We start from the raw sequence: 20,614 nt of genomic DNA on the forward strand, positions 1-20,614 counted from the left end.
ATAGTCTTAGTTAAAGCTTCTTTCAGTCGCTTCACTAATCCTTGTTTTACATCGATTCCACTTTACGGGCTTTTCACTGCTATCCCTAGCAGAAAAGAGTGCATTTTAACAGAGGAAAGAATCAAGATAAAAGAACCAAAAGAAAATCAACAAACTACTACAAACTGAAAAATCCGCTTCAATCCGCGTTTCTGCTTTAGCAAATCAGTCTCATCCGCGTGCCATTACACACAATTAAAACAGACTTTAAGACTTTCGACTTTATAACTTTAAGACCTAAAAAAATGACAAACGAAGAAAAAATATCAAGAACTCCTTTCCCAAATTCCACCAAAATATATGTGGACGGAACAATTCATCCTATAAAAGTAGCCATGCGAGAAATCGCATTGGCGGACACTAAAATGTCAAATGGACGAATTGAAAAAAATCCTCCCGTTACCGTTTACGATACTTCGGGACCATTCACCGATCCAAATATCGACATCGACATTCGAAAAGGTTTGCCTCGCATCCGCGAACAATGGATTCTAGATCGTAATGATGTAGAAGAACTTACAGAAATCACATCAGAATACGGAAAACAACGACTACGTGACGAAAAACTTAACGACTTGCGTTTTGAATATTTGCACAAACCCATGCGTGCCAAAAAAGGGGCTAATGTATCCCAATTGTATTATGCAAAACAAGGAATCATCACTCCCGAAATGGAATACATTGCCATTAGAGAAAACCAAAGAATTGAACAAATAAATGACCAAACTAAAGCAATGCAGTGCCAACATGGTGGTCAAAGTTTTGGTGCCAACACGCCAAAATCTAAAATCACACCAGAGTTTGTTCGTTCTGAAGTAGCCAGAGGTCGTGCCATTATTCCAAACAACATCAACCATCCAGAAAGTGAACCTATGATTGTAGGCCGTAACTTCTTAGTGAAAATTAATGCCAACATTGGTAATAGCGCAGTTACTTCAACTATCGAAGAAGAAGTAGAAAAAGCAGTTTGGGCTTGCCGCTGGGGAGCTGACACAATTATGGATTTATCAACGGGTAAAAATATTCATGAAACCAGAGAATGGATTATCCGTAACTCTCCAGTACCAATTGGTACGGTGCCAATTTACCAAGCATTGGAAAAAGTAAACGGAATTGCCGAGGACTTAACATGGGAAGTTTTTCGTGATACCTTAATCGAACAAGCAGAACAAGGAGTTTCTTATTTTACGATTCATGCCGGAGTATTATTACGCTACATTCACTTAACAGCGGAGCGTGTTACAGGAATCGTTTCTCGAGGTGGTTCGATTATGGCAAAATGGTGTTTGTTCCACCATAAAGAAAACTTTTTATACACCCATTTCGAAGACATTTGCGAAATCATGAAACAATATGATGTTGCTTTTTCATTAGGAGATGGTTTACGTCCGGGTTCAATTGCAGATGCGAATGATGCAGCACAATTTGCCGAATTAGAAACTTTAGGTGAGCTAACAAAAGTAGCTTGGAAGCACGATGTACAAGTTTTTATTGAAGGCCCTGGTCATGTTCCTATGCACATGATTAAAGAAAACATGGACAAACAACTAGAACATTGTGACGAAGCTCCATTTTACACCTTAGGTCCCTTAACTACAGATATTGCACCTGGTTACGACCACATTACTTCAGCCATTGGCGCGGCAATGATTGGTTGGTATGGTTGTGCTATGTTGTGTTATGTTACCCCAAAAGAACACCTTGGACTACCCAATAAAAAAGATGTGAAAGATGGCGTTATCACTTATAAGATTTCTGCACATGCAGCAGACTTAGCCAAAGGGCATCCAGGATCACAATACCGTGACAATGCTTTAAGCAAAGCACGTTTTGAATTCCGTTGGGAAGACCAGTTTAATTTATCATTAGATCCAGACACAGCAAGAGAATTTCATGATGAAACTTTACCTGCTGAAGGAGCTAAAATAGCACATTTTTGTTCGATGTGTGGCCCAAAATTCTGCTCCATGAAAATTTCACAAGAAATCCGTGATGTTGCCGAAGCCGAAAAAGGAATGAAAGAAAAATCAGAAGAATTTATTGAGCAAGGGAAAGAAATTTATATTTAAACGAAAATATAAGAAAGAAGTAAGATTATGATAGTAATCACAAACCCTATTCCCATAGCAAATGAAATCAACACCATTCATTCTCTTTTTGAGAGTGGATTGGAGTTGCTTCATGTCCGCAAACCTGATTATTCTGACGAGGAAATGATAGCGTTTTTATCTAAAATCGAATTAAAACACTGCTCTAAATTGGTTCTACACCACCATCATGATTTAGCTGAAGAATTCGGGATCAACAGAATTCATTTTACAGAAACTAAAAGATTTCAATTAAGGATTACCGCTGACCAATTTATAGAATCTACCTCGACACATTCGATAACAGATTTCAATTCATTGCATACCCGTTTTGATTACGCTTTTCTGAGTCCGATTTACCCAAGTATTTCAAAACCTAACTATGTCTCTAGAATGAACCTTTTAGAAACAACAAAACAACGAACTAATTTCAAAACTAAACTCGTTGCCTTAGGTGGAGTTTCTTCAGAGAACATCACAGAAACATACAAATTTGGTTTTGATTCAGTAGCCCTTTTAGGAACCATTTGGAACAGTAAAAATCCGATAGAAAATTTTAAATTATGTCAACAATTCGCCCATTCGTTCTAAGCATAGCAGGATTTGATCCTTCAGCCGGTGCTGGCATTTTAGCAGATGTAAAAACATTTGAACAACATCAAGTTTACGGTTTTGCCATAAGCACAGCCAATACTATCCAAACTGAAGAGGAGTTCTTCAAAATAGAATGGACTGACATTAATTTTGTTTTAGAATCACTAGAAAAATTATTGAGTACCTATGATATAAAAGCAGTAAAAATTGGAATAATACCTTCATTGGATTACTTAAAAAAAATTGTATTAAGTATCAAACGACTTTCGCCAAAAACAAAAATCGTTTGGGATACAGTTTTGAAATCCACAACCCAATTCAACTTTATAACTGTAGAACAGCAAGATTTATTAATAGAAATCTTAAAAAAAACAGATTTAATAACACCCAATTACGATGAGATTTTATCGTTTTCATTGGATGAAAAAAAACCAGTTCTAATAGCTCTAGCACTTTCAAAATACACTTCGATTTTACTTAAAGGAGGACATAATTCAGCTACAGTTGGGACAGATTATTTATATAGCAAGAATGAAATTTTCAGGCTTTCGCCAAAAACTACTTTGGTTTTCCAAAAGCACGGTTCTGGTTGCGTATTGTCATCGGCCATTACTGCCAATTTAGCTTTAGGCCAAGACTTATTAACTGCTTGTAATAATGCCAAAATATATATAGAAACATACTTATCATCAAATCAAACTAAATTAGGATATCATTATGTATAATAAATTACAATACATTTCTCAAGGAAATACAATCAAAAAACAGTTGTATGCTATCCATAGCGCATTAGACAATGGGTGCGACTGGATCCAAATGCGATTCAAAAATCCAAATGTGCTTGAAGTTTTAACTTTGGCAGAAGCCGTAAAAAAGTTAACTCAAGACTATACATCCACATTTATCATCAATGATAATGTCCAATTAGCAAAACAACTGGACGCAGATGGAGTCCATTTAGGCTTAACAGATATGGGGATTATTGAAGCCCGCTCCATTTTGGGGCCTTCAAAAATCATTGGAGGTACTGCCAATACATTTGAAGACATTCTTAGAAGAGCTGCTGAAGATTGTGATTATATCGGATTGGGACCATTTCAATACACAACAACAAAACAAAATTTGAGCCCAATTTTGGGATTAGAAGGCTATTGTGATATCATAGAAAAAATGAGGACATACTGTATAAAAATACCCATATATGCTATTGGTGGTATCGATTTTGAAAACATAGAAAACCTAATGGAAACTGGCATTTATGGTATTGCAGTTTCTAGTTTAATTACAAAAAATAAAAATCCGTCAGAACTTATTACTCAACTTAACGAAAAATTATATGTCAGTATTTAATTTAGGAGATAAAACCTTCCACTCCCGTTTATTTTTAGGCACTGGTAAATTTGGTTCGAACCAACAAATGGCAGAAGCAATCTTAGCTTCTGCCAGCGAATTAGTGACGGTTGCTTTGAAACGAATCGATTTAGAAACCGAAACAGATGCTATTTTATCACATCTAAAACATCCTCACATCAACTTATTGCCTAATACTTCTGGCGCTAGAAATGCTAAAGAAGCTGTTTTTGCAGCACAATTGGCAAGAGAAGCACTCGAAACCAATTGGCTGAAACTAGAAATTCATCCCGACCCAAAATATCTAATGCCAGATGCCATCGAGACCTTAAAAGCTACTGAAGAATTAGCCAAACTCGGTTTTATAGTCTTGCCTTATATTCATGCCGACCCCGTTTTATGTAAACGGTTAGAAGATGTTGGAACCGCAGCAGTAATGCCTTTGGGCGCACCAATAGGAAGTAATAAAGGACTTAAAACGATTGATTTTCTTGAAATTATAATTGAATCCTCTAAAGTTCCTGTGATTATTGATGCTGGAATTGGCTCTCCATCTGATGCTGCAAAAGCAATGGAACTGGGCGCAGACGCCGTTTTAGTAAATACTGCAATATCAGTTGCTGGAAATCCAATATTAATGGCAGAAGCTTTTAGAGAAGCTGTAATTGCAGGTCGAAAAGCATATGAAGCCAAGCTGGGACAGCAATATAAACACGCAATGGCTTCGAGTCCCTTGACAGCATTTTTAAATCAATAAATTAACCGCAAAATTCACAAAGATAGGCACTAAGCGCGCAAAACTTTGTGAACCTTGCGAAAAACCGTACGCACTTTGCGTTTAAGCTTATGAAAACATTCAAATCTATTTTTGAACAATACGATTGGGAAACCATTAAATCAAAAATATACCAAACCACTTCAAGAGAAGTTGAGCAATCCTTAGCTAAAACTAAAAGAAACCTAGCTGATTTCCTTGTCTTGATTTCTCCTGCAGCCCAACCCTATTTAGAACAAATGGCACAGTTAAGTCATGAACTTACAAAAAAACGTTTTGGCAAAACCATTCAAATGTATGCTCCATTATATTTAAGTAATGAATGTCAAAATATATGTACCTACTGCGGTTTTAGCCTCGACAACAAAATAAAAAGAAAAACTCTAACCGACTCTGAAATTAAACTTGAAGTAGGAGCTTTAAAAAAAGCTGGTTTTGATCATGTACTATTAGTAACTGGAGAAGCCAACTATACCGTTAATATCAATTATTTTCTTAATGCTATAGATGTAATAAAAGAACAGTTTTCCATTATTTCCGTAGAAGTGCAACCGCTGTCCACAGAAGATTATGAGCGTTTGCATCAAGCTGGTGTTTATTCGGTATTAGTCTATCAGGAAACCTACCATCAAGAAGTCTATAAACAATACCATACAAAAGGGAAAAAATCAAATTTTGATTATCGACTAGAAACTCCAGATCGTGTGGGATCGGCTGGAATTCACAAAATAGGTTTAGGGGTCTTACTCGGATTGGAAGATTGGCGTACAGATAGTTTTTTTAACGCTTTGCATTTAGATTATTTACAAAAGACCTATTGGCAAACAAAATACACTGTTTCATTTCCTAGATTACGTCCCGCCGAAGGGGTGATAAAACCCAATTTTATTATGGACGACAAAGATTTAGCCCAACTCATTTGTGCGTATCGTTTGTGGAATGAAGATCTAGAGATTTCTTTATCAACACGTGAAGATGAAAAATTTAGAAACAATATTATTCCACTTGGTATTACTAGTATGAGTGCAGGTTCTAAAACAAATCCAGGTGGATATGTGGTAGATCCACAATCGTTAGAACAATTTGAAATTAGCGACGAACGATCTTCTTTTGAAATTGCATCAATAATTTCTAATAGCGGATATGAACCGGTTTGGAAAGATTGGGACAGGACTTTTAGCCAAAAGTCTAATTGAAGTCAAGAGCTTCCAATAGACTATTATTAAACATAAAAACCTCATACTTTAAGATATAAAATAAAATGGGTGTAATACAAGATTTTTTGCGCTATAACCGCCAAACCATGCTTCCCGAAATAGGTAATGCGGGACAAGAGAAACTAAAAAAAGCCAAAGTACTCGTTATTGGTGCGGGAGGATTGGGTTGTCCCGTTTTACAATATATAGCCACTGCAGGAGTGGGAACTATTGGAATAGTAGATTTTGATATTGTAGAACTACACAATTTACACCGTCAAATTTTATATACTGAAAAACATCTTGGCCATTCGAAAGCAATTATAGCAAAATCAGTTATAGAGTCTTTAAATCCATTAATTAAAATTGATGCTTTTCAAGAAAAATTAACTTCAGATAATGCCATACAAATTATTGCCAATTTTGATATTATCGTCGACGGTAGCGATAATTTTGCTACCCGCTATTTAGTCAATGACACTTGCGTAACTTTAGGAAAAACAGTTGTATATGGAAGTATTCTAGGTTTTGAGGGACAACTTGCTGTTTTTAATCACCAAGGCGGTAAAAACTTGCGTGATTTATTTCCGGAGGCACCTGATCCTAAAGATGTTCCTAACTGCAATTTAAATGGTGTATTGGGTACTTTACCGGGGATGATTGGCACCATGATGGCACATGAAACATTGAAATTAATTATTGGGTTGCCGAGTTTAAGGAATGAATTGGTATTGTTTAAAACTTTGGACTGGCAATTTACTAAATTGAAGTTTTAAGTCAGTCTTAAAATCTATTTTGATTGTGTGGAATGGAACGCGTATGATGCGGATTTACTGAAGCAAAAACACGGATTAAAACGGATTTCAAATTATTCTGTTTACTGTGTGAAATTGGACACGGATTTAACGGATAGATAGTTGTTTTATTGCTGTCTTTCTTATTAATTTATGTGGATTGTGTGTCGTAGTTTTCTTAGTAGGATTGTATGTGTTTTGCCCCAGATGGGAGTGAAAAGCCCGGACTTAAAAAACTATTTTTTCAAGGAATAAAAGAGCGACCGTAGGAAGCTCCTTTTATGACTTTAGAAAAAAAGGTTTTGAAGGAGGACTTGTAACGGACAGCTGGATAAGGCACTACTTACTATTTTTAAGAATTGCCATGAAGTCCTTTCTATCAATTTCACGACAGCCTAGAGTTTCTAAATGAGGATTATAAACCTGGCAGTCCAAGAGTTGATAATTGGCAGTCTTTAGTGAATTAACCAAGGAAATAAAAGCGACTTTGGAAGCGTTAGAAACTTTAGAGAACATACTTTCGCCACAAAAAACGTTACCTAAATCTATACCGTATAAACCACCAACCAAAATACCATCTTGCCAAACCTCAACTGATTTTGCGACTCCTAATTCATGTAAATTGCAATAGGCATCAATCATATCATTAGTAATCCAAGTGCCGTTTTGCCCCTCTCTTTTTATCATTTGACAATTAGAAATAACTTCTCTAAAGTTTTTGTTGAATGTAACTGTAAAGAGATTACGATTTAGGATATTACGCATACTCTTAGAAACGATTAATTCTTCCAAAAACAAAACCATTCTTGGATTTGGTGACCACCAAGTAATAGGTTCTCCATCTTCAAACCAAGGGAAAATACCGCTTTTATAGGCCAATTGCAGCCTTTCGGGAGATAAATCACCACCCAACGCAATAATACCAGAAGAATGCGTTAAACTAACATCTGGAAAAAATAAATCTTGAGACAAATAATACATATTTTAAATAATATCTAAATCATTACCCTTAACTTTGGTATACAATTTTAATTTTCAACCCATTCATTCTTATAATAAAGTCATCCTTATGAAATACAAATCAATTCTACTTGTTTTTATAGTATTGGCAACACAAATGTATGGACAAAAAATTGATAAGTTATCAACTTCCAAGAAACTCAGCTATAAACCTTTTATTGTTCCAACTGCTATGATCACAGCCGGAGTAATATTACTCAATACGGATGATAATCAGGAAATACAAGATAAATCAAATAATTTTTTTGGAAAAAATTTCCATTCTACAGCTGACAACATATTCCCTTTAGTTCCAATTGCACAAATTTATACAGGACGTTATTTAGGTTTTCAACCCAAAAACAACTTTAAACACCAAACTATTGATATTGTCGTTGCCAACGCAACCAGTTTAATTATTGTTGAGATTCTTAAAAATACCATTAAAAAAGAACGCCCCGACCAATCAGACAATTTGAGTTTCCCCTCTGGACATTCGGCCATCGCTTTTACGAATGCAGCACTGTTGTTCAACGAATATAAAGACTCTAATATTTGGTATGCAAGTAGTGGTTTTCTATTTGCTACTACTACCGCAGTTTTTCGAATAGCCAATAACAAACATTACAGTTCTGATGTGTTGACTGGAGCAGGAATCGGCCTGGCATCGGGAATTTTAGTATCGTATTACAATCCTTTTCAATCCATGCGATTTGGAAAAACAAAAAAGACAACTGCTTTCATTTATCCCCAAATTGGCAATAAAATTGGATTTGGGTTACTTATAAAACCTAATTATTGAGATGGGAATTGATTAAACAAAAAAAGCCTTGAGATAAACTCAAGGCTTTTTTTTGTTTTTCTTTTTATTAAAAAGGCAAATCGTCTGGTTCATCTTCATTAAGATTTGTAGCAGGAGCAAATGCTTGTGCTGCTGGCATAGGTGCTGAAGCTGCTGGAGCATCGGCAACTAATTTTTCAATTCTCCATCCTTGAATACTGTTGAAATATTTAGTTTCACCTTGTGGATTAACCCATTCTCTACCTCTTAAATTGATTGAAACTTTTACAGGTTCACCAATACTATAATTGTTTAACAAATCACATTTATCTTGAGTAAACTCAATCATAATGTGTTGTGGATACTGCTCTTCTGTAGTAACAACTAATTCTCTCTTTTTAAATGAGGCACTAACTTGTTGTTCTGGATTAACAACTTTAATTTTTCCTGTAACTTCCATCTTCCTTTATTTTAATTGTTATTTAAGATTATTTTTTTGCAAGAAGTACTTTCCATGCAGAAAGAACATCGTTTTCATCTAAGTATTTCTTTGCTTCCAAATGCACATTTTTTTGGTCATCTGAGCTTAAAACTGCTTTTATCGAAAAATTCTGTTTTACAAATATACTAACTTCTTCTGTTGTAGGCAAGGCTTCTATGTTTCCTAATTTACCAAAATCATTTCCGTCAAATACAACGCTATTCCTCACATGATTAGGAATTGCATCTACCCCAATTCCAAGAGTGGACAATGGCTTTGGTACTTCAAACAATCCTTGATTTGACCTTGAATACCAATTCCCTCCTAGCCTGGAAACTAAATCAATTTTATGTTGATCAATAGCTCCGTTTTCATCTAGTATAGCTTCATCAATATGCAACTTAATCACTTCACACAGAATTAAATTCCCAGCTCCGCCTTCGGTCCCCAAAGCAATAATCTCAATTACTTTACATTCAAATTGCACTGGTGATTCTTTTACTCTAAAAGGTTTTACCAGATCAGATAGTATAGCAGTAAACCCTGATTTCAAAAATTCATTTACCCCATCAGCATACTCTGTACTAGCAAGTGAAGTTTGTTGCACCATATCAAAATTGACAACATTGATGACTACTTCTTTTGTAGCTTCACAATTAATTAAGGTATGCTTTACCGAATTATCACGTACTCGTCTGGCTGGTGAAAAGACTAGAATCGGTGGATTAGCACTAAAAACATTAAAAAAGCTAAAAGGAGACAAATTGGGATTTCCGTTTTCATCTATAGTACTTGCAAATGCAATTGGTCTTGGCCCAACAGAACCCTGTAAATAACCTTGCAACACAGCAGTTCCAACACTTTTTGGATCAATACTAATCATACTTTTTATCGTTTTTATTTGTTTAAATCGCTTGGTTTACAAAAGTAAGCAAATCGTTTAAGTTTAAAAAAGAAGGTACACTATTTTAATCTTAAATGTTTAATACCACGTAAAAAACTTTCTTTCACCTACTAAAACAATCCAGTATTTATTTCGTTATATTTATACCTCAAAATAACATTTATGCAGTTTTCTGAAAGAAGAAATACAAGTCGTTGGATTATTATTTTTGCTTCATTTTTGATTATCTCTCTGATACTTTGGAATACCTATACTTTTTTTCAAATTTTTAAAAACGAAGAACGTTTAAAAATGAATCTTTGGGCAAATGCTCAAAAAACACTTATAAATGCTGATGCAAATACTGATGTCGAATTGCCATTACAAATATTCAGTAACAATACGTCGATACCCATCATTCTTACCGAAAATGACAGCATTATAAATACCGTTAATATTGATGAAGTGATTATAAAAGACAGCAATAAAGCAACTCTTTTTTTAAATGACTTAAAAAATGAAAATGACCCAATTGTAATTAAATACGGCCCTGGGAAATTTCAAAAATTATATTATGGAAATTCTGCTTTACTAAATAAGCTTAAATATTATCCTATTGCTTTATTACTTATTATTGTATTATTTGCCGCCTTAGTCTATTATTTTTATCGAAGTACAAAAATTGCAACTCAAAATAAACTCTGGGCTGGAATGGCCAAGGAAACCGCACACCAAATAGGCACACCACTCTCCTCTTTAATAGGGTGGGTAGAAATATTAAAAGCAGATAACGTAGCTGAGTCAATTACAACTGAAATTGAAAAAGACATCGATCGTTTACTAACTATCACAGATCGTTTCTCGAAAATAGGATCAGAACCCATATTAGAAAATAAAAATATTGTTGAAGAAACACAGCAATCGTATCACTACTTACAATCCCGTTTTTCTAAACAAATTGAATTTATATTTGAAGCTCCAGAGAAACCCATATACGTTATGCTGAACTCTAGCTTACACAGTTGGACTATAGAAAACTTGGTCAAAAACGCCATTGACGCTATGAAAGGAAGAGGGAAATTAACGTTAAAAATTGAACAGGATAATGATTATGTGAAAATAAATGTGTCCGATACCGGAAATGGAATTCAGAAACAACAATTCAAAACAGTATTTGAACCCGGCTTTACTACTAAAAAAAGAGGTTGGGGACTAGGTCTTTCTTTAACAAAAAGAATCGTTGAAGAATATCACAAAGGAAAAATTAGAGTATTAAATTCTGAAATAGGGAAAGGAACCACCATGCAAATTGTATTAAAAAAGAATAAGCCGCTTAATATCTAATGATGGTACGAAACATAGTCTCTCTTGCTGGCTCTGATTTACTTAAGTATTTAAACACAAACTTTTCATGTTCTTGAGTCAATTGCATTGCAACACTTAAAGATTTTTTTATTGAATTTAGGCTTGCATCATTTTTATCACCTACTTGCCCCAAATTATTCAACAAATATTGACAGTTACTAAATATATCTTTGGGGTTACCTATCATTCTTTTTAGTTCTTCATCTGAATGAATGGGTCTAAATTGCTTGTTTCTATAATTAATGAATTCATTTAATTTATTAATCCCTTCTTTATATAAGTTTACTATTATTTTAAAATCGTCTAAAGCTTTGACTTGATCGTAATATTCTATTTTCTTTTTCTCATAAGAAAGCTGATCCAAAATCATAGAATTGATAACACCATTCTTTTTAATTCTTTCCGAAGAACTTATTAATTGTTCTTTCTCTGATACCGTATTATATCTTGAAATTTCTGAATCAAAATCGAAACGTCTTTTTGATGAATTGATTTGGGTTTGCCCATTATAGAATTCCTTATTAGATATTGTATAATTAAGAAATTGCCACATATAATCAAATGGAATGTGAGATGAAATTATTTTACTTGGATCTGTTTTAAAATAATAATTATCAATTGCTTTAACAAATACACCATTTCTTATATAACCAGCGCCCCAAGTTGGATCAAAAACATACCATTTATTATCAATATTAGCACCACACCAAGCATGTGGGTCAGTAAGAATTTCTCCTTTATATTTTGTATATCCGTTTATCACTACGGCATTAATTCCTGCTTTAATTGCAATGTCTTTAAATATTTCTGCATAGTCACTACAAACTCCTTTTCTAGTTTTTAATGTGTTTTTTATTCTGTTTTCAAAAGTATCGGTATAGTTAAGGACACGCATGTTTTCAATATCATAATTGATTGTTGATGCAGTCCAATAAAAAACTGCCCGAATTTTTTCGTCATTAGTTTTAAAATTAGATGTGATATAATCCGCAATTGAATTTGTAGAAAAGGTCAATCGATTTGGAATTTCAGCCATTTTCTTATCAATTGAAGCGTACTCTATTTTGGCTTGACCCAAACAAAACAGGGAGAAAAAGAAAGTGATAAAAAGAAATAAAAAACTATTTTTCATTGTAATGGTGCGCTCTAAATTAAAATTAGCAATTGCTTATTTCATTTTAAACGAAAACCGTACCACTTTATTGGATTGTGCTGATAAACTACAAATTGGATTGAATTTGCTCTGCCAACGATTCAAATTCTTCTTTAGTTAAAGAAACTTTATTTTGAAAACGCATTTCATCCATTTCATTAAGAGGAATTAAATGAACATGGGCATGAGGTACTTCAAGCCCTACAACTGCCATTCCTACTCTTTTACAAGGAACGGCTTTCTCTAAGGCTATAGCTATTTTTCTAGAGAAATGCATTAATCCCAGATAATGCGCTTCGTCCATGTCAAAAATTTTATCAACTTCAAATTTAGGAATACAAAGTGTATGCCCTTTAGCATTAGGATTTACGTCAAGAAAGGCCAAATAGTTATCGTCCTCCGCAATTTTATAACAAGGAATCTCACCGTTTACAATTTTGGTAAATATGCTACTCATAATTTAAGTTCATTTGAAGTTTTAATATATCCGATAATTGAGTACAAAATTAGTCACGTGAAATTTCTAAAATTTCAAATTTCAACACTCCATTCGGCACCGTAATTTCAGCAAATTGACCTACTGATTTTCCTAGCAATCCTTTCCCTATTGGAGATGTTACTGAAATTTTTCCTGTTTTTAGATCTGCTTCACTTTCAGCTACTAATGTGTATTTCATTTCCATTCCGTTCGCTTGATTTTTAATCTTTACAATTGATAAAACTAATACTTTAGAAAGGTCAAGGTGTGTTTCGTCAATCAATCTTGCGTTTGAATGTACTTCTTCTAGTTTAGCAATTCTCATCTCTAACATCCCTTGAGCCTCTTTGGCTGCATCGTATTCAGCATTTTCAGACAAATCCCCTTTATCTCTTGCTTCAGCAATATCTGCAGACGCTTTTGGGCGCATCACACTTTTTAAATAATCTAATTCTTCTCTTAATTTTTTTAATCCTTCTGCTGTGTAATACGATATTGCGCTCATAGTTTAATTATATTATTTGTTGGGTCATATGTAAGCTTTGAATTAAAAGTGAGAGCATCATTCCTCATTTAGTTTTACTCAAATCAAACCTAAATTCTCTTAGCTTATATAAATAGAAAAAATCCCATCAGGACGGGATTTCTTTCCACAAAGATAGTATTATTTTTTTAGTATATAATTATATGTTAATCATATCTAATTCAAAGTTAAATAATTTAAATTTGTTTAACTAATACTTTTAAAATATTATTATTTAATGAAAAAATGTATCGTATTACTCGTTATTATATCTGCTTTTTGGGGCTGTAGCAACAGTGATTTCAATAATAAAAACCCCTATATACCTAGCTATACTTTTACTGTTGATATCAACATGAATTTACCTGCTTACTCAAACTTACAATATCCTAGTAATGCTATCTATTACTCTAGTGTTGGAGCTAAAGGAATTTATATTTTCAATACAGGAAGCGGCTACAATGCATTTGATGCCGCCTGCCCTAATCAAGCAATTGGCAGTTGTTCTACGATGACATTAAAAGGCATTAATATAGTTTGCCCATGTGATGACACTGAATATAGTTTGTTTACTGGACAAGGAAAATTACAATATCCTTTAAAACAATATCGAGTTGAAGTAAATGGAAATGTATTACGCGTGTATAATTAATAAAAAAGCCCGAAAATAAAAACTTTCGGGCTTTTTTATACGTTTCACTATGTTTATCTAAAACTTCAATGTTAATCCTACAAGGAAGTTAATTCCAGCTTGTGGATAGTACCCTGCTCCTTCTATCGTTTTAATTTGATTTTGATCGCTCCAGTTATCATTGTACGTATAGAAATAACCGTTGGACACATATTTATAATCAAAAATATTATTAACTAATCCTGTTACTAAAATTGATTTGAATACTGACTTCGGTGTAAACTCATATGAAACATTCAAGTCGTTTACAAAATAAGACTTCAATTTAGACCCTTCTGAATCTATATTTCCCATGTATTGCTGACCAACCATTTTTGATAAAAACGAAACTTGAAAATTAGTAATTGGCATAAAAGTGATTATGTTCCCCGCAATAAAATCTGGTGAATAGGCAATATTAGTATTTCCTAAAGCAGTTAAGACTCCGTCTCTTTCAAAATGAAAATCTTTATTTTTATTACTACTTAGGGTAAAGTTTGGTCGAATGATTAAATTATCCAATACTGCTATTGTAGCATCAACCTCTACACCTAAGCGATAACTATCCCCGCTATTTTTGCGAATTGGACTTCCTACATCATCTAATTGTCCCGTTAAGATCAACTGATCTTTGTAGGCCATATAATAGACATTTGCATTTAATTTTACTTTTGCAGTACTATGACGCAATCCCAATTCAAAGTCATTTAACTTTTCAGGTCTTGGACTTCCGTTTTCATAATCGGTTCTATTAGGTTCACGATTCGCTCTTGCATATGAAGCATACAGTTGATTGTTGTCGTTAATCTCAAAATTCAATCCTGCTTTTGGATTAAAGAAATTAAAGTTGTCATTTACTACTCCTGTTTCAGGACTATCTGCTTTGTAACGTACATTTCTCAATTGTAAATCTCCATATAAACTAAACTTCTCTGCAATTTGATAATTGGCTTTTGCAAAAACATTTCCATCAGTTTTGGTGGCATAATCATCATAATAATGGTCTCCCAATTCGGTTGTTGAAGCAAAACGTGCCCAAATTACTTTTCCAAAATGACTTCCTTCGTATTTATTGTATCCTCCTCCAAGTATTACATCTAACTTTTCACTTTTATAATTAGCAGAGAATGTAGTTCCATAGAAATCATTGTCTAACCATTTTTGACGGACAAGGTCGGTAGTAGTCACTGTCCCAACAGGCTGTAAACCATAATCAGCCATATCAGCATCTTCCTTGTAATTTTCATAATACCCCTTCCCTTTGGTATAATGAAAAGCTAGGTTTGTATTCCAGTTATCAGATACTTTTTCGTTCCAATGCAATTGGTAATGATCTTGCTGGTAATTATCCGTTTCATTATCATAAAATCGTGTATTTCCAGATTCATCTGTAAATATTCCAGCTGAATTAAATGTCCTGTCACTGATCAATGTTTCCGCATCAATACCATTCCAAGATTGATAGGTTTTTTCCTTTCCCCCAAAGGCCAACGCTTTAATCAAGGTTGTTTTACCTACATAAGTTCCTTGTAAGAAATACGATTTTAAGTCGGAACTAGCGCGATCAATATAACCATCTGATTTTAAAGCAGACAATCGTCCTGCCAATTCAAAATGATTGTTCATTAATCCCGTACTGAATTTAACTGTATGTTTTCTAGTATTGAAACTTCCAAAAGAATTAGAAATCTCCCCATTACTCTCTTTAGAGTAGGCATCAGTCAACATATTTAAACTAGCTCCAAAAGCTCCTGCTCCATTTGTTGATGTTCCTACACCACGTTGCAATTGCAAGCTTTCTACTGAAGAAGCAAAGTCGGGCATATTTACCCAATACGTTCCGTGACTTTCAGAGTCATTATAAGGGATTCCATTAATAGTTACATTCACACGGGTAGCATCACTACCTCGTACCCGAATTCCTGTGTAACCTACTCCATTTCCAGCATCTGATGTTGTAATAACCGAAGGTAGATAGTTCATCAAAATAGGAATATCTTGACCTAGATTTCTAAACTTGATGTCTTTTTTATCTAAATTACTAAAACTAACCGGCGTTTTTGTAGTAACCCGAACCGCTGAAACCAGTACCTCATCGAGTTGGTTTACTTTGGTAGTGTCTTTAACTTGTGAAAAAGAGATAAAAGAAAAAAGAGATAAAATAATTGACGTTGAGATTGTCAATTTTTGTTGTTTTGCAGCTTTGCAGCTTTGCAACTTTGCGACTTTGTAATCAATAATAGTATTCATCCGTAAATAAGATTACGAATAAAAGGGGGAATTATTCTTTTGTTAAATTAATAAATGATTGTTTCCTATGACTATCAGATAGCGTACACACTATTGATTTATCATTTTTTCCCTTGACAACATTACTCGTCTAGGTTCGTTGGGTATAATCTCAGCTCGTTATTTAGAGCACCCCTTTGAGACGGGGCAAATGTAATCTTAAAAAAGATAAAAATCAAACATGAAAATGCAAATAAAACCGGAATAACAAATAAAACAAAACAAGTTAAAAAGAAGCTTTATTATCAAATCAATCCAAATCCGGTTTTTTCCGATTTTGTTTTAATTGAGAAATGTTTTTTTTATTTTTAATACGCTTTCTTATTGCTGATTTTGGAACCCTAGTCTCTTTTCTCGGTTTTTGTACAATTAGTCCCTTTCTAATTAATTCCAAAAATCGTTTAGTGACAATTTCCTTATTTCTTAATTGACTTCTGTCTTCATCACAGTTGAGTATCAAAATCAAATCAGCGGTTAATCTTGTGGAAAGACTCATTTCAAGCACTGCTTTTTCCTCATCAGACAAAGCAGTAGAATTTTTCAAATCAAAAGTCAATACAATCTTTGAAGAGACCTTATTTACATTTTGCCCACCAGCACCACTGCTACGAACCGCCTTGTACTGTAATTCTGATATAATTTTTTGAACTTCCATTATGTTTTCTTACTAATTCAAAAACTATTGGGGTTGATGCGCTAGGTTTAATAAATCATTCACTGTTTTAACTGGATTAAAGGTAATTAAAGGTACCTGTACAAAAACCGTTAACCAATTAGCCATTGCTCCATTCCATAAACCAGGTAATTCATAAGCTTTTATATCTTTCCCAGAAATACTTTTACTAACAATAAATCCGCGATTATGATCCACAAAATTCATTAAATCGAACTTCTCATTTTTGTAGTTTTTTAAACTACAAACCAAATCTACAGGGTTAAAATGAGAAGCATTTTCCATAATTTTCAGTTGTGCTTTAACTGATAAATCTACCTCCGAAGATTCTACAATTTGAAGTGATACATTTCCATTATTCTCTTTCGTCCAAAAAGGACCTCCTCCTGGCTCACCTTCATTTTTAACCATACCGCAAATACGAATAGGTCTATTTAAAATATCCCTAATTTCCTTAACGCTGTTTTCAAATGTAAGACTTTGAAAATCAGAAGAAAATGACATGTTTATTTTTTCTTTCAAAAACGTCATTGTCTCCTCTAATAATTCTTGATCAAATGCATTAGTATCAATTGCATTGAGATATAAAAATATTTTTTGTTGTAAATCAATCAAAATTCCTGCTAACGCTTTCTTATACAATGAAATTTTATCGTGATTAATTTGAGTTACATTATCAATATTTTTTATAAAAACAATATCAGCATCTAATTCATTTAAATTTTTAATTAATGCCCCATGACCACCAGGTCTAAACACTAATCTCCCATTTTCATTTCGAAAAGGTTTATTGTTTAAACCCACTGCAATTGTATCAGTGCTTTTATTTTGAAAAGAAAAATTCACGCTTATTGAAGTCTCCGTTTTTTTCTCTACTATAGGTTTAACCTCTTTTATTATATCTACAAATTGCTCTAAATGAGTTTCAGAAACAGTAAAATGTAAATTTGAAACCCCGTTTGAACTTGAGTAATTAGCACATTCATACAAATGTTCTTCTATTGCTGTTGCGCTATGTGTTTCATATTTATGAAATGGAAGAACTCCTTTTGGTTTATTAGAAAAATCAAAATAATCCTCCGATAACATTAATTTTATAAAATAGTAATTTTTTAAATTGCGATGAAGAGAGTCAAAGCTTATAAATTCTTCTTTTAATTTTTTATTTATCTCTTCATAAAAAGCGAGTCTTTCCAACCCTACCACAAAAACAGGTAGCTTACTATTCTTTTTTCTATTTACATAAGCCTTAATACTTTCGTTTTCAACATCAAATTCATTCAAAAAAGTAATCAAAAACTTAAACATTCTACTAGCAGCGCCAGATGCTGGAACAAATTTCTCTAACTTTAATTCCGCCTTATTTGAATCAAAATAAGCGGCTTTCTCTTTAAATTCAATTTCGGATAGTTTTAAGATTCCATTGTATAGGGTTGCAGGCTCTAATAACACCGTTTTTTTAACACCATTTTTAAATATCGACAACTGTTTTCGAATATTCTCTAATGGAATCCCATATTCATAAATCTGTACAAAATCACGGGAGCTCAAACCCATTTCTTTAGCCTTAGCTAAATCATCAATAATAGAAATTGCAGTATTTAATCGAAGATTTTTATCTCCAGACAGTGTTATAAATGGTTTTTTATTTTCTATCAATGCCCTTTTAAAAACCTCAAAAACAGATTTTCTACCTTCTGGCTTGTCCCTCAAATCATCTTTTTCCCACGGCACATCGATATCAGTAAGAAAAAACAAGTCGTATTCATGTTTAAGCGAAGCTTTATCTAGCGAAGGGTCGCAAAAATTATAGTAAACTTCAGAAAAAACTTTTGTCACCATTAAGTTGGTATCACAAAACAAATAATCATTTGCATGAGCAAGAGCATCATTTTCTAATTTAGTTTGGCCATACGCAATGGGTAGCATATCATTAACATCACAAACAAGTTGCTGCTTATCCCATTTTTCTTGCAAATAATCACGCGCAAACTCTGGAACCCACAGTGTCTTATAGTATTCCGCAAGTTGCTTTGCTAAAGTTGTTTTCCCTGTACTTTCAGGGCCAAACATAGCAATTTTTATAATTGCAGACTGCTTTTGTTTAAGATTTTCCTCCATTCTAAATAAGCTGAAACAGCTAAAATTGTAAATATTAAATATTGTAAAGACAACATCCCTAACCCTCTATAAGCATACAACGGTGTTACAATTATATCACCAATAATCCAAAGCGTCCAATTTTCGATTTTTTTATTGGCCATATACCACATCCCTGTAAAGAAAACACCAGAGGCAATGATGTCTATATAATTATCATTATGAATTTTATAATCAAATAATTTATATATCCCGAAAACTACGAAAATTGTCACAAAAAACAACAAAATACCAATTAATTTTTCTTTACCATTTGTTCTCGTTATTGGCAATGAGTCGCTATCTTTTGTCTTTCTAGTCCATTTATACCAACCATAAATACTCATAATTGTAAAATAACCGTTAATCATCATGTCACCAAGATAACCAGCTATAAAAAGTAAATATACTGAAATTATTGTGGCTATCAATCCAGTAGGATATACTAAAATATTTTCTTGTCTAGCAAACCAAACGCTTAATATCCCAAAAACGAAAGCTATAAACTCTAATACAATATGCGTCATACTTACATCTTTGTAAGCATTTAAAAAAAAATCTATCATTGATTAAAGTGATTAAAAAAATTAAAATCTTTTTCAAAAGCAGTCCCTATAACTACCAAATCAGCCCCTGCAGCATATGCTTTTTGAATTCCTTGTAAATCTACAATTCCACCCCCAACAATTAAAGGAATTTCTAAATTTTGAGCAACTAATGCAATCATTTCAAATGGAACTGCTTGCTGCGCTCCACTACCCGCTTCTAAATAAATGAGCTTATTACCCAGCATTTCGCCCGCTTGGGCAGTTGCAAGCACTAAATCACCGTTGCTTCTCGCTACAGGATTTGTTTTACTAACTCTGGCTACGGCAGTTTCATTTCCGCTTTCGATCAATATATAACCTGTCGAAATAATTTCGAGATCACTTTGTTTTAAAATTGGAGCTGCTATAACCTGATGGCCTATTAAATAATCTGGATTTCTTCCTGACAATAAGGAGAGAAACAATATCGCATCGGCTTCATTTGAAATTTGAGACGGATTGCCTGGAAAAAGAACGATTGGTAAATTAACGTTCTGCTTTAATCGAATAATTAATTCATCGATTCGATTCGATTCTACCAAACTCCCACCAATGAAAACATGTGAAGCAGGAGATTGATTAATTTTCAAAATCAAATTATCCAAATCTCTCCAGACAATTTTATCTGGATCCAACAAAATGGCCAATAGTTTTTTTTTATCTGCCTTACTTTTTACTATTTCTTGATATGTGTTTTCTGTTTTTTTTTGCATTGGAACGTAAAAGTAAAAGTTTTTTTTTTAGCACAATAACTATTT

General features: G+C 33.5%; 21 protein-coding genes. 10 read left to right on the forward strand and 11 right to left on the reverse strand.

Annotation, left to right across the window (positions count from 1 at the left end; genetic code table 11):
• Positions 1–284: 284 nt before the first annotated feature.
• The 7 genes from thiC (at position 285) to AB3G33_RS02010 (ending at position 6,817) form a co-directional block, all read left to right on the forward strand.
• The gene (gene thiC / locus AB3G33_RS01980) at positions 285–2,108 is read left to right on the forward strand and encodes a phosphomethylpyrimidine synthase ThiC (RefSeq protein WP_367772228.1); all 1,824 of its coding nucleotides are present in this window, start codon (positions 285–287) and stop codon (positions 2,106–2,108) included.
• Positions 2,109–2,135: 27 nt separating this feature from the next.
• A complete protein-coding gene (locus AB3G33_RS01985; protein ID WP_367772230.1) occupies positions 2,136–2,717 on the forward strand; it encodes a thiamine phosphate synthase in 582 nt (193 codons plus the stop codon).
• Positions 2,690–3,445: a hydroxymethylpyrimidine/phosphomethylpyrimidine kinase gene (locus AB3G33_RS01990; RefSeq protein ID WP_367772232.1), complete on the forward strand. Its 756-nt coding sequence runs from the start codon at positions 2,690–2,692 to the stop codon at positions 3,443–3,445. Before AB3G33_RS01985 ends, AB3G33_RS01990 begins: the two co-directional genes overlap by 28 nt.
• Complete coding sequence (locus tag AB3G33_RS01995) at positions 3,438–4,070, forward strand: thiamine phosphate synthase (RefSeq protein WP_367772234.1); 633 nt, start codon at positions 3,438–3,440, stop codon at positions 4,068–4,070. Before AB3G33_RS01990 ends, AB3G33_RS01995 begins: the two co-directional genes overlap by 8 nt.
• Positions 4,057–4,827, forward strand: coding sequence for a thiazole synthase (locus tag AB3G33_RS02000; RefSeq protein ID WP_367772236.1), 771 nt, complete (start codon positions 4,057–4,059; stop codon positions 4,825–4,827). The genes AB3G33_RS01995 and AB3G33_RS02000 overlap by 14 nt, the downstream gene beginning before the upstream one ends.
• Before the next feature lie 89 nt (positions 4,828–4,916).
• A complete protein-coding gene (gene thiH / locus AB3G33_RS02005; RefSeq protein WP_367772238.1) occupies positions 4,917–6,041 on the forward strand; it encodes a 2-iminoacetate synthase ThiH in 1,125 nt (374 codons plus the stop codon).
• Between the two features lie 65 nt (positions 6,042–6,106).
• Entirely contained in the window at positions 6,107–6,817 is a 711-nt protein-coding gene (locus tag AB3G33_RS02010) for a ThiF family adenylyltransferase (protein ID WP_367772239.1), read from the forward strand.
• 357 nt (positions 6,818–7,174) lie between these two features.
• Here AB3G33_RS02010 and aat read toward each other — a convergent pair whose 3' ends face one another.
• Entirely contained in the window at positions 7,175–7,816 is a 642-nt protein-coding gene (gene aat, locus AB3G33_RS02015) for a leucyl/phenylalanyl-tRNA--protein transferase (protein ID WP_367772241.1), read from the reverse strand.
• 88 nt (positions 7,817–7,904) lie between these two features.
• On the opposite strand from aat, the gene AB3G33_RS02020 reads away from it, so the two are divergent.
• A complete protein-coding gene (locus tag AB3G33_RS02020) occupies positions 7,905–8,636 on the forward strand; it encodes a phosphatase PAP2 family protein (RefSeq protein ID WP_367772243.1) in 732 nt (243 codons plus the stop codon).
• Between the two features lie 67 nt (positions 8,637–8,703).
• On the opposite strand, the gene AB3G33_RS02025 is transcribed toward AB3G33_RS02020, so the two are convergent.
• Both AB3G33_RS02025 and AB3G33_RS02030 read right to left on the reverse strand, forming a co-directional pair.
• Positions 8,704–9,075, reverse strand: coding sequence for a DUF3127 domain-containing protein (locus AB3G33_RS02025; protein ID WP_367772244.1), 372 nt, complete (start codon positions 9,073–9,075; stop codon positions 8,704–8,706).
• Between the two features lie 28 nt (positions 9,076–9,103).
• Entirely contained in the window at positions 9,104–9,979 is an 876-nt protein-coding gene (locus AB3G33_RS02030; protein WP_367772246.1) for a flavin reductase family protein, read from the reverse strand.
• Between the two features lie 183 nt (positions 9,980–10,162).
• On the opposite strand from AB3G33_RS02030, the gene AB3G33_RS02035 reads away from it, so the two are divergent.
• The gene (locus AB3G33_RS02035; protein ID WP_367755482.1) at positions 10,163–11,323 is read left to right on the forward strand and encodes a sensor histidine kinase; all 1,161 of its coding nucleotides are present in this window, start codon (positions 10,163–10,165) and stop codon (positions 11,321–11,323) included.
• On the opposite strand, the gene AB3G33_RS02040 is transcribed toward AB3G33_RS02035, so the two are convergent.
• The 3 genes from AB3G33_RS02040 to greA all read right to left on the reverse strand — a co-directional run bounded on the left by AB3G33_RS02040 (position 11,313) and on the right by greA (position 13,480).
• The gene (locus AB3G33_RS02040) at positions 11,313–12,476 is read right to left on the reverse strand and encodes a transglutaminase domain-containing protein (RefSeq protein ID WP_367772248.1); all 1,164 of its coding nucleotides are present in this window, start codon (positions 12,474–12,476) and stop codon (positions 11,313–11,315) included. The genes AB3G33_RS02035 and AB3G33_RS02040 overlap by 11 nt on opposite strands.
• A gap of 88 nt (positions 12,477–12,564) precedes the next feature.
• Positions 12,565–12,954, reverse strand: coding sequence for an HIT family protein (locus AB3G33_RS02045; protein WP_367755486.1), 390 nt, complete (start codon positions 12,952–12,954; stop codon positions 12,565–12,567).
• A 49-nt stretch (positions 12,955–13,003) separates the two neighbouring features.
• Positions 13,004–13,480, reverse strand: coding sequence for a transcription elongation factor GreA (gene greA, locus AB3G33_RS02050; RefSeq protein WP_367755488.1), 477 nt, complete (start codon positions 13,478–13,480; stop codon positions 13,004–13,006).
• Between the two features lie 256 nt (positions 13,481–13,736).
• On the opposite strand from greA, the gene AB3G33_RS02055 reads away from it, so the two are divergent.
• The gene (locus AB3G33_RS02055; protein ID WP_367772250.1) at positions 13,737–14,150 is read left to right on the forward strand and encodes a Rieske (2Fe-2S) protein; all 414 of its coding nucleotides are present in this window, start codon (positions 13,737–13,739) and stop codon (positions 14,148–14,150) included.
• 57 nt (positions 14,151–14,207) lie between these two features.
• Here AB3G33_RS02055 and AB3G33_RS02060 read toward each other — a convergent pair whose 3' ends face one another.
• The 5 genes from AB3G33_RS02060 to AB3G33_RS02080 all read right to left on the reverse strand — a co-directional run bounded on the left by AB3G33_RS02060 (position 14,208) and on the right by AB3G33_RS02080 (position 20,569).
• Positions 14,208–16,418, reverse strand: a complete 2,211-nt coding sequence (locus AB3G33_RS02060; protein WP_367772252.1) for a TonB-dependent receptor — start codon at positions 16,416–16,418, stop codon at positions 14,208–14,210.
• 289 nt (positions 16,419–16,707) lie between these two features.
• A complete protein-coding gene (arfB, locus tag AB3G33_RS02065) occupies positions 16,708–17,112 on the reverse strand; it encodes an alternative ribosome rescue aminoacyl-tRNA hydrolase ArfB (RefSeq protein ID WP_367772254.1) in 405 nt (134 codons plus the stop codon).
• 24 nt (positions 17,113–17,136) lie between these two features.
• A complete protein-coding gene (locus AB3G33_RS02070; RefSeq protein ID WP_367772256.1) occupies positions 17,137–19,251 on the reverse strand; it encodes a DUF4301 family protein in 2,115 nt (704 codons plus the stop codon).
• Positions 19,212–19,835, reverse strand: coding sequence for a nicotinamide riboside transporter PnuC (gene pnuC, locus AB3G33_RS02075; RefSeq protein WP_367772258.1), 624 nt, complete (start codon positions 19,833–19,835; stop codon positions 19,212–19,214). The genes AB3G33_RS02070 and pnuC overlap by 40 nt, the downstream gene beginning before the upstream one ends.
• On the reverse strand, positions 19,832–20,569 hold the full coding sequence (locus AB3G33_RS02080) for a geranylgeranylglyceryl/heptaprenylglyceryl phosphate synthase (RefSeq protein ID WP_367772260.1): 738 nt from the start codon (positions 20,567–20,569) through the stop codon (positions 19,832–19,834). Before AB3G33_RS02080 ends, pnuC begins: the two co-directional genes overlap by 4 nt.
• Between the last annotated feature and the right edge of the window lie 45 nt (positions 20,570–20,614).

This window comes from Flavobacterium sp. WC2421 (genome assembly GCF_040822115.1).
In the GTDB taxonomy this organism is placed as follows: domain Bacteria; phylum Bacteroidota; class Bacteroidia; order Flavobacteriales; family Flavobacteriaceae; genus Flavobacterium.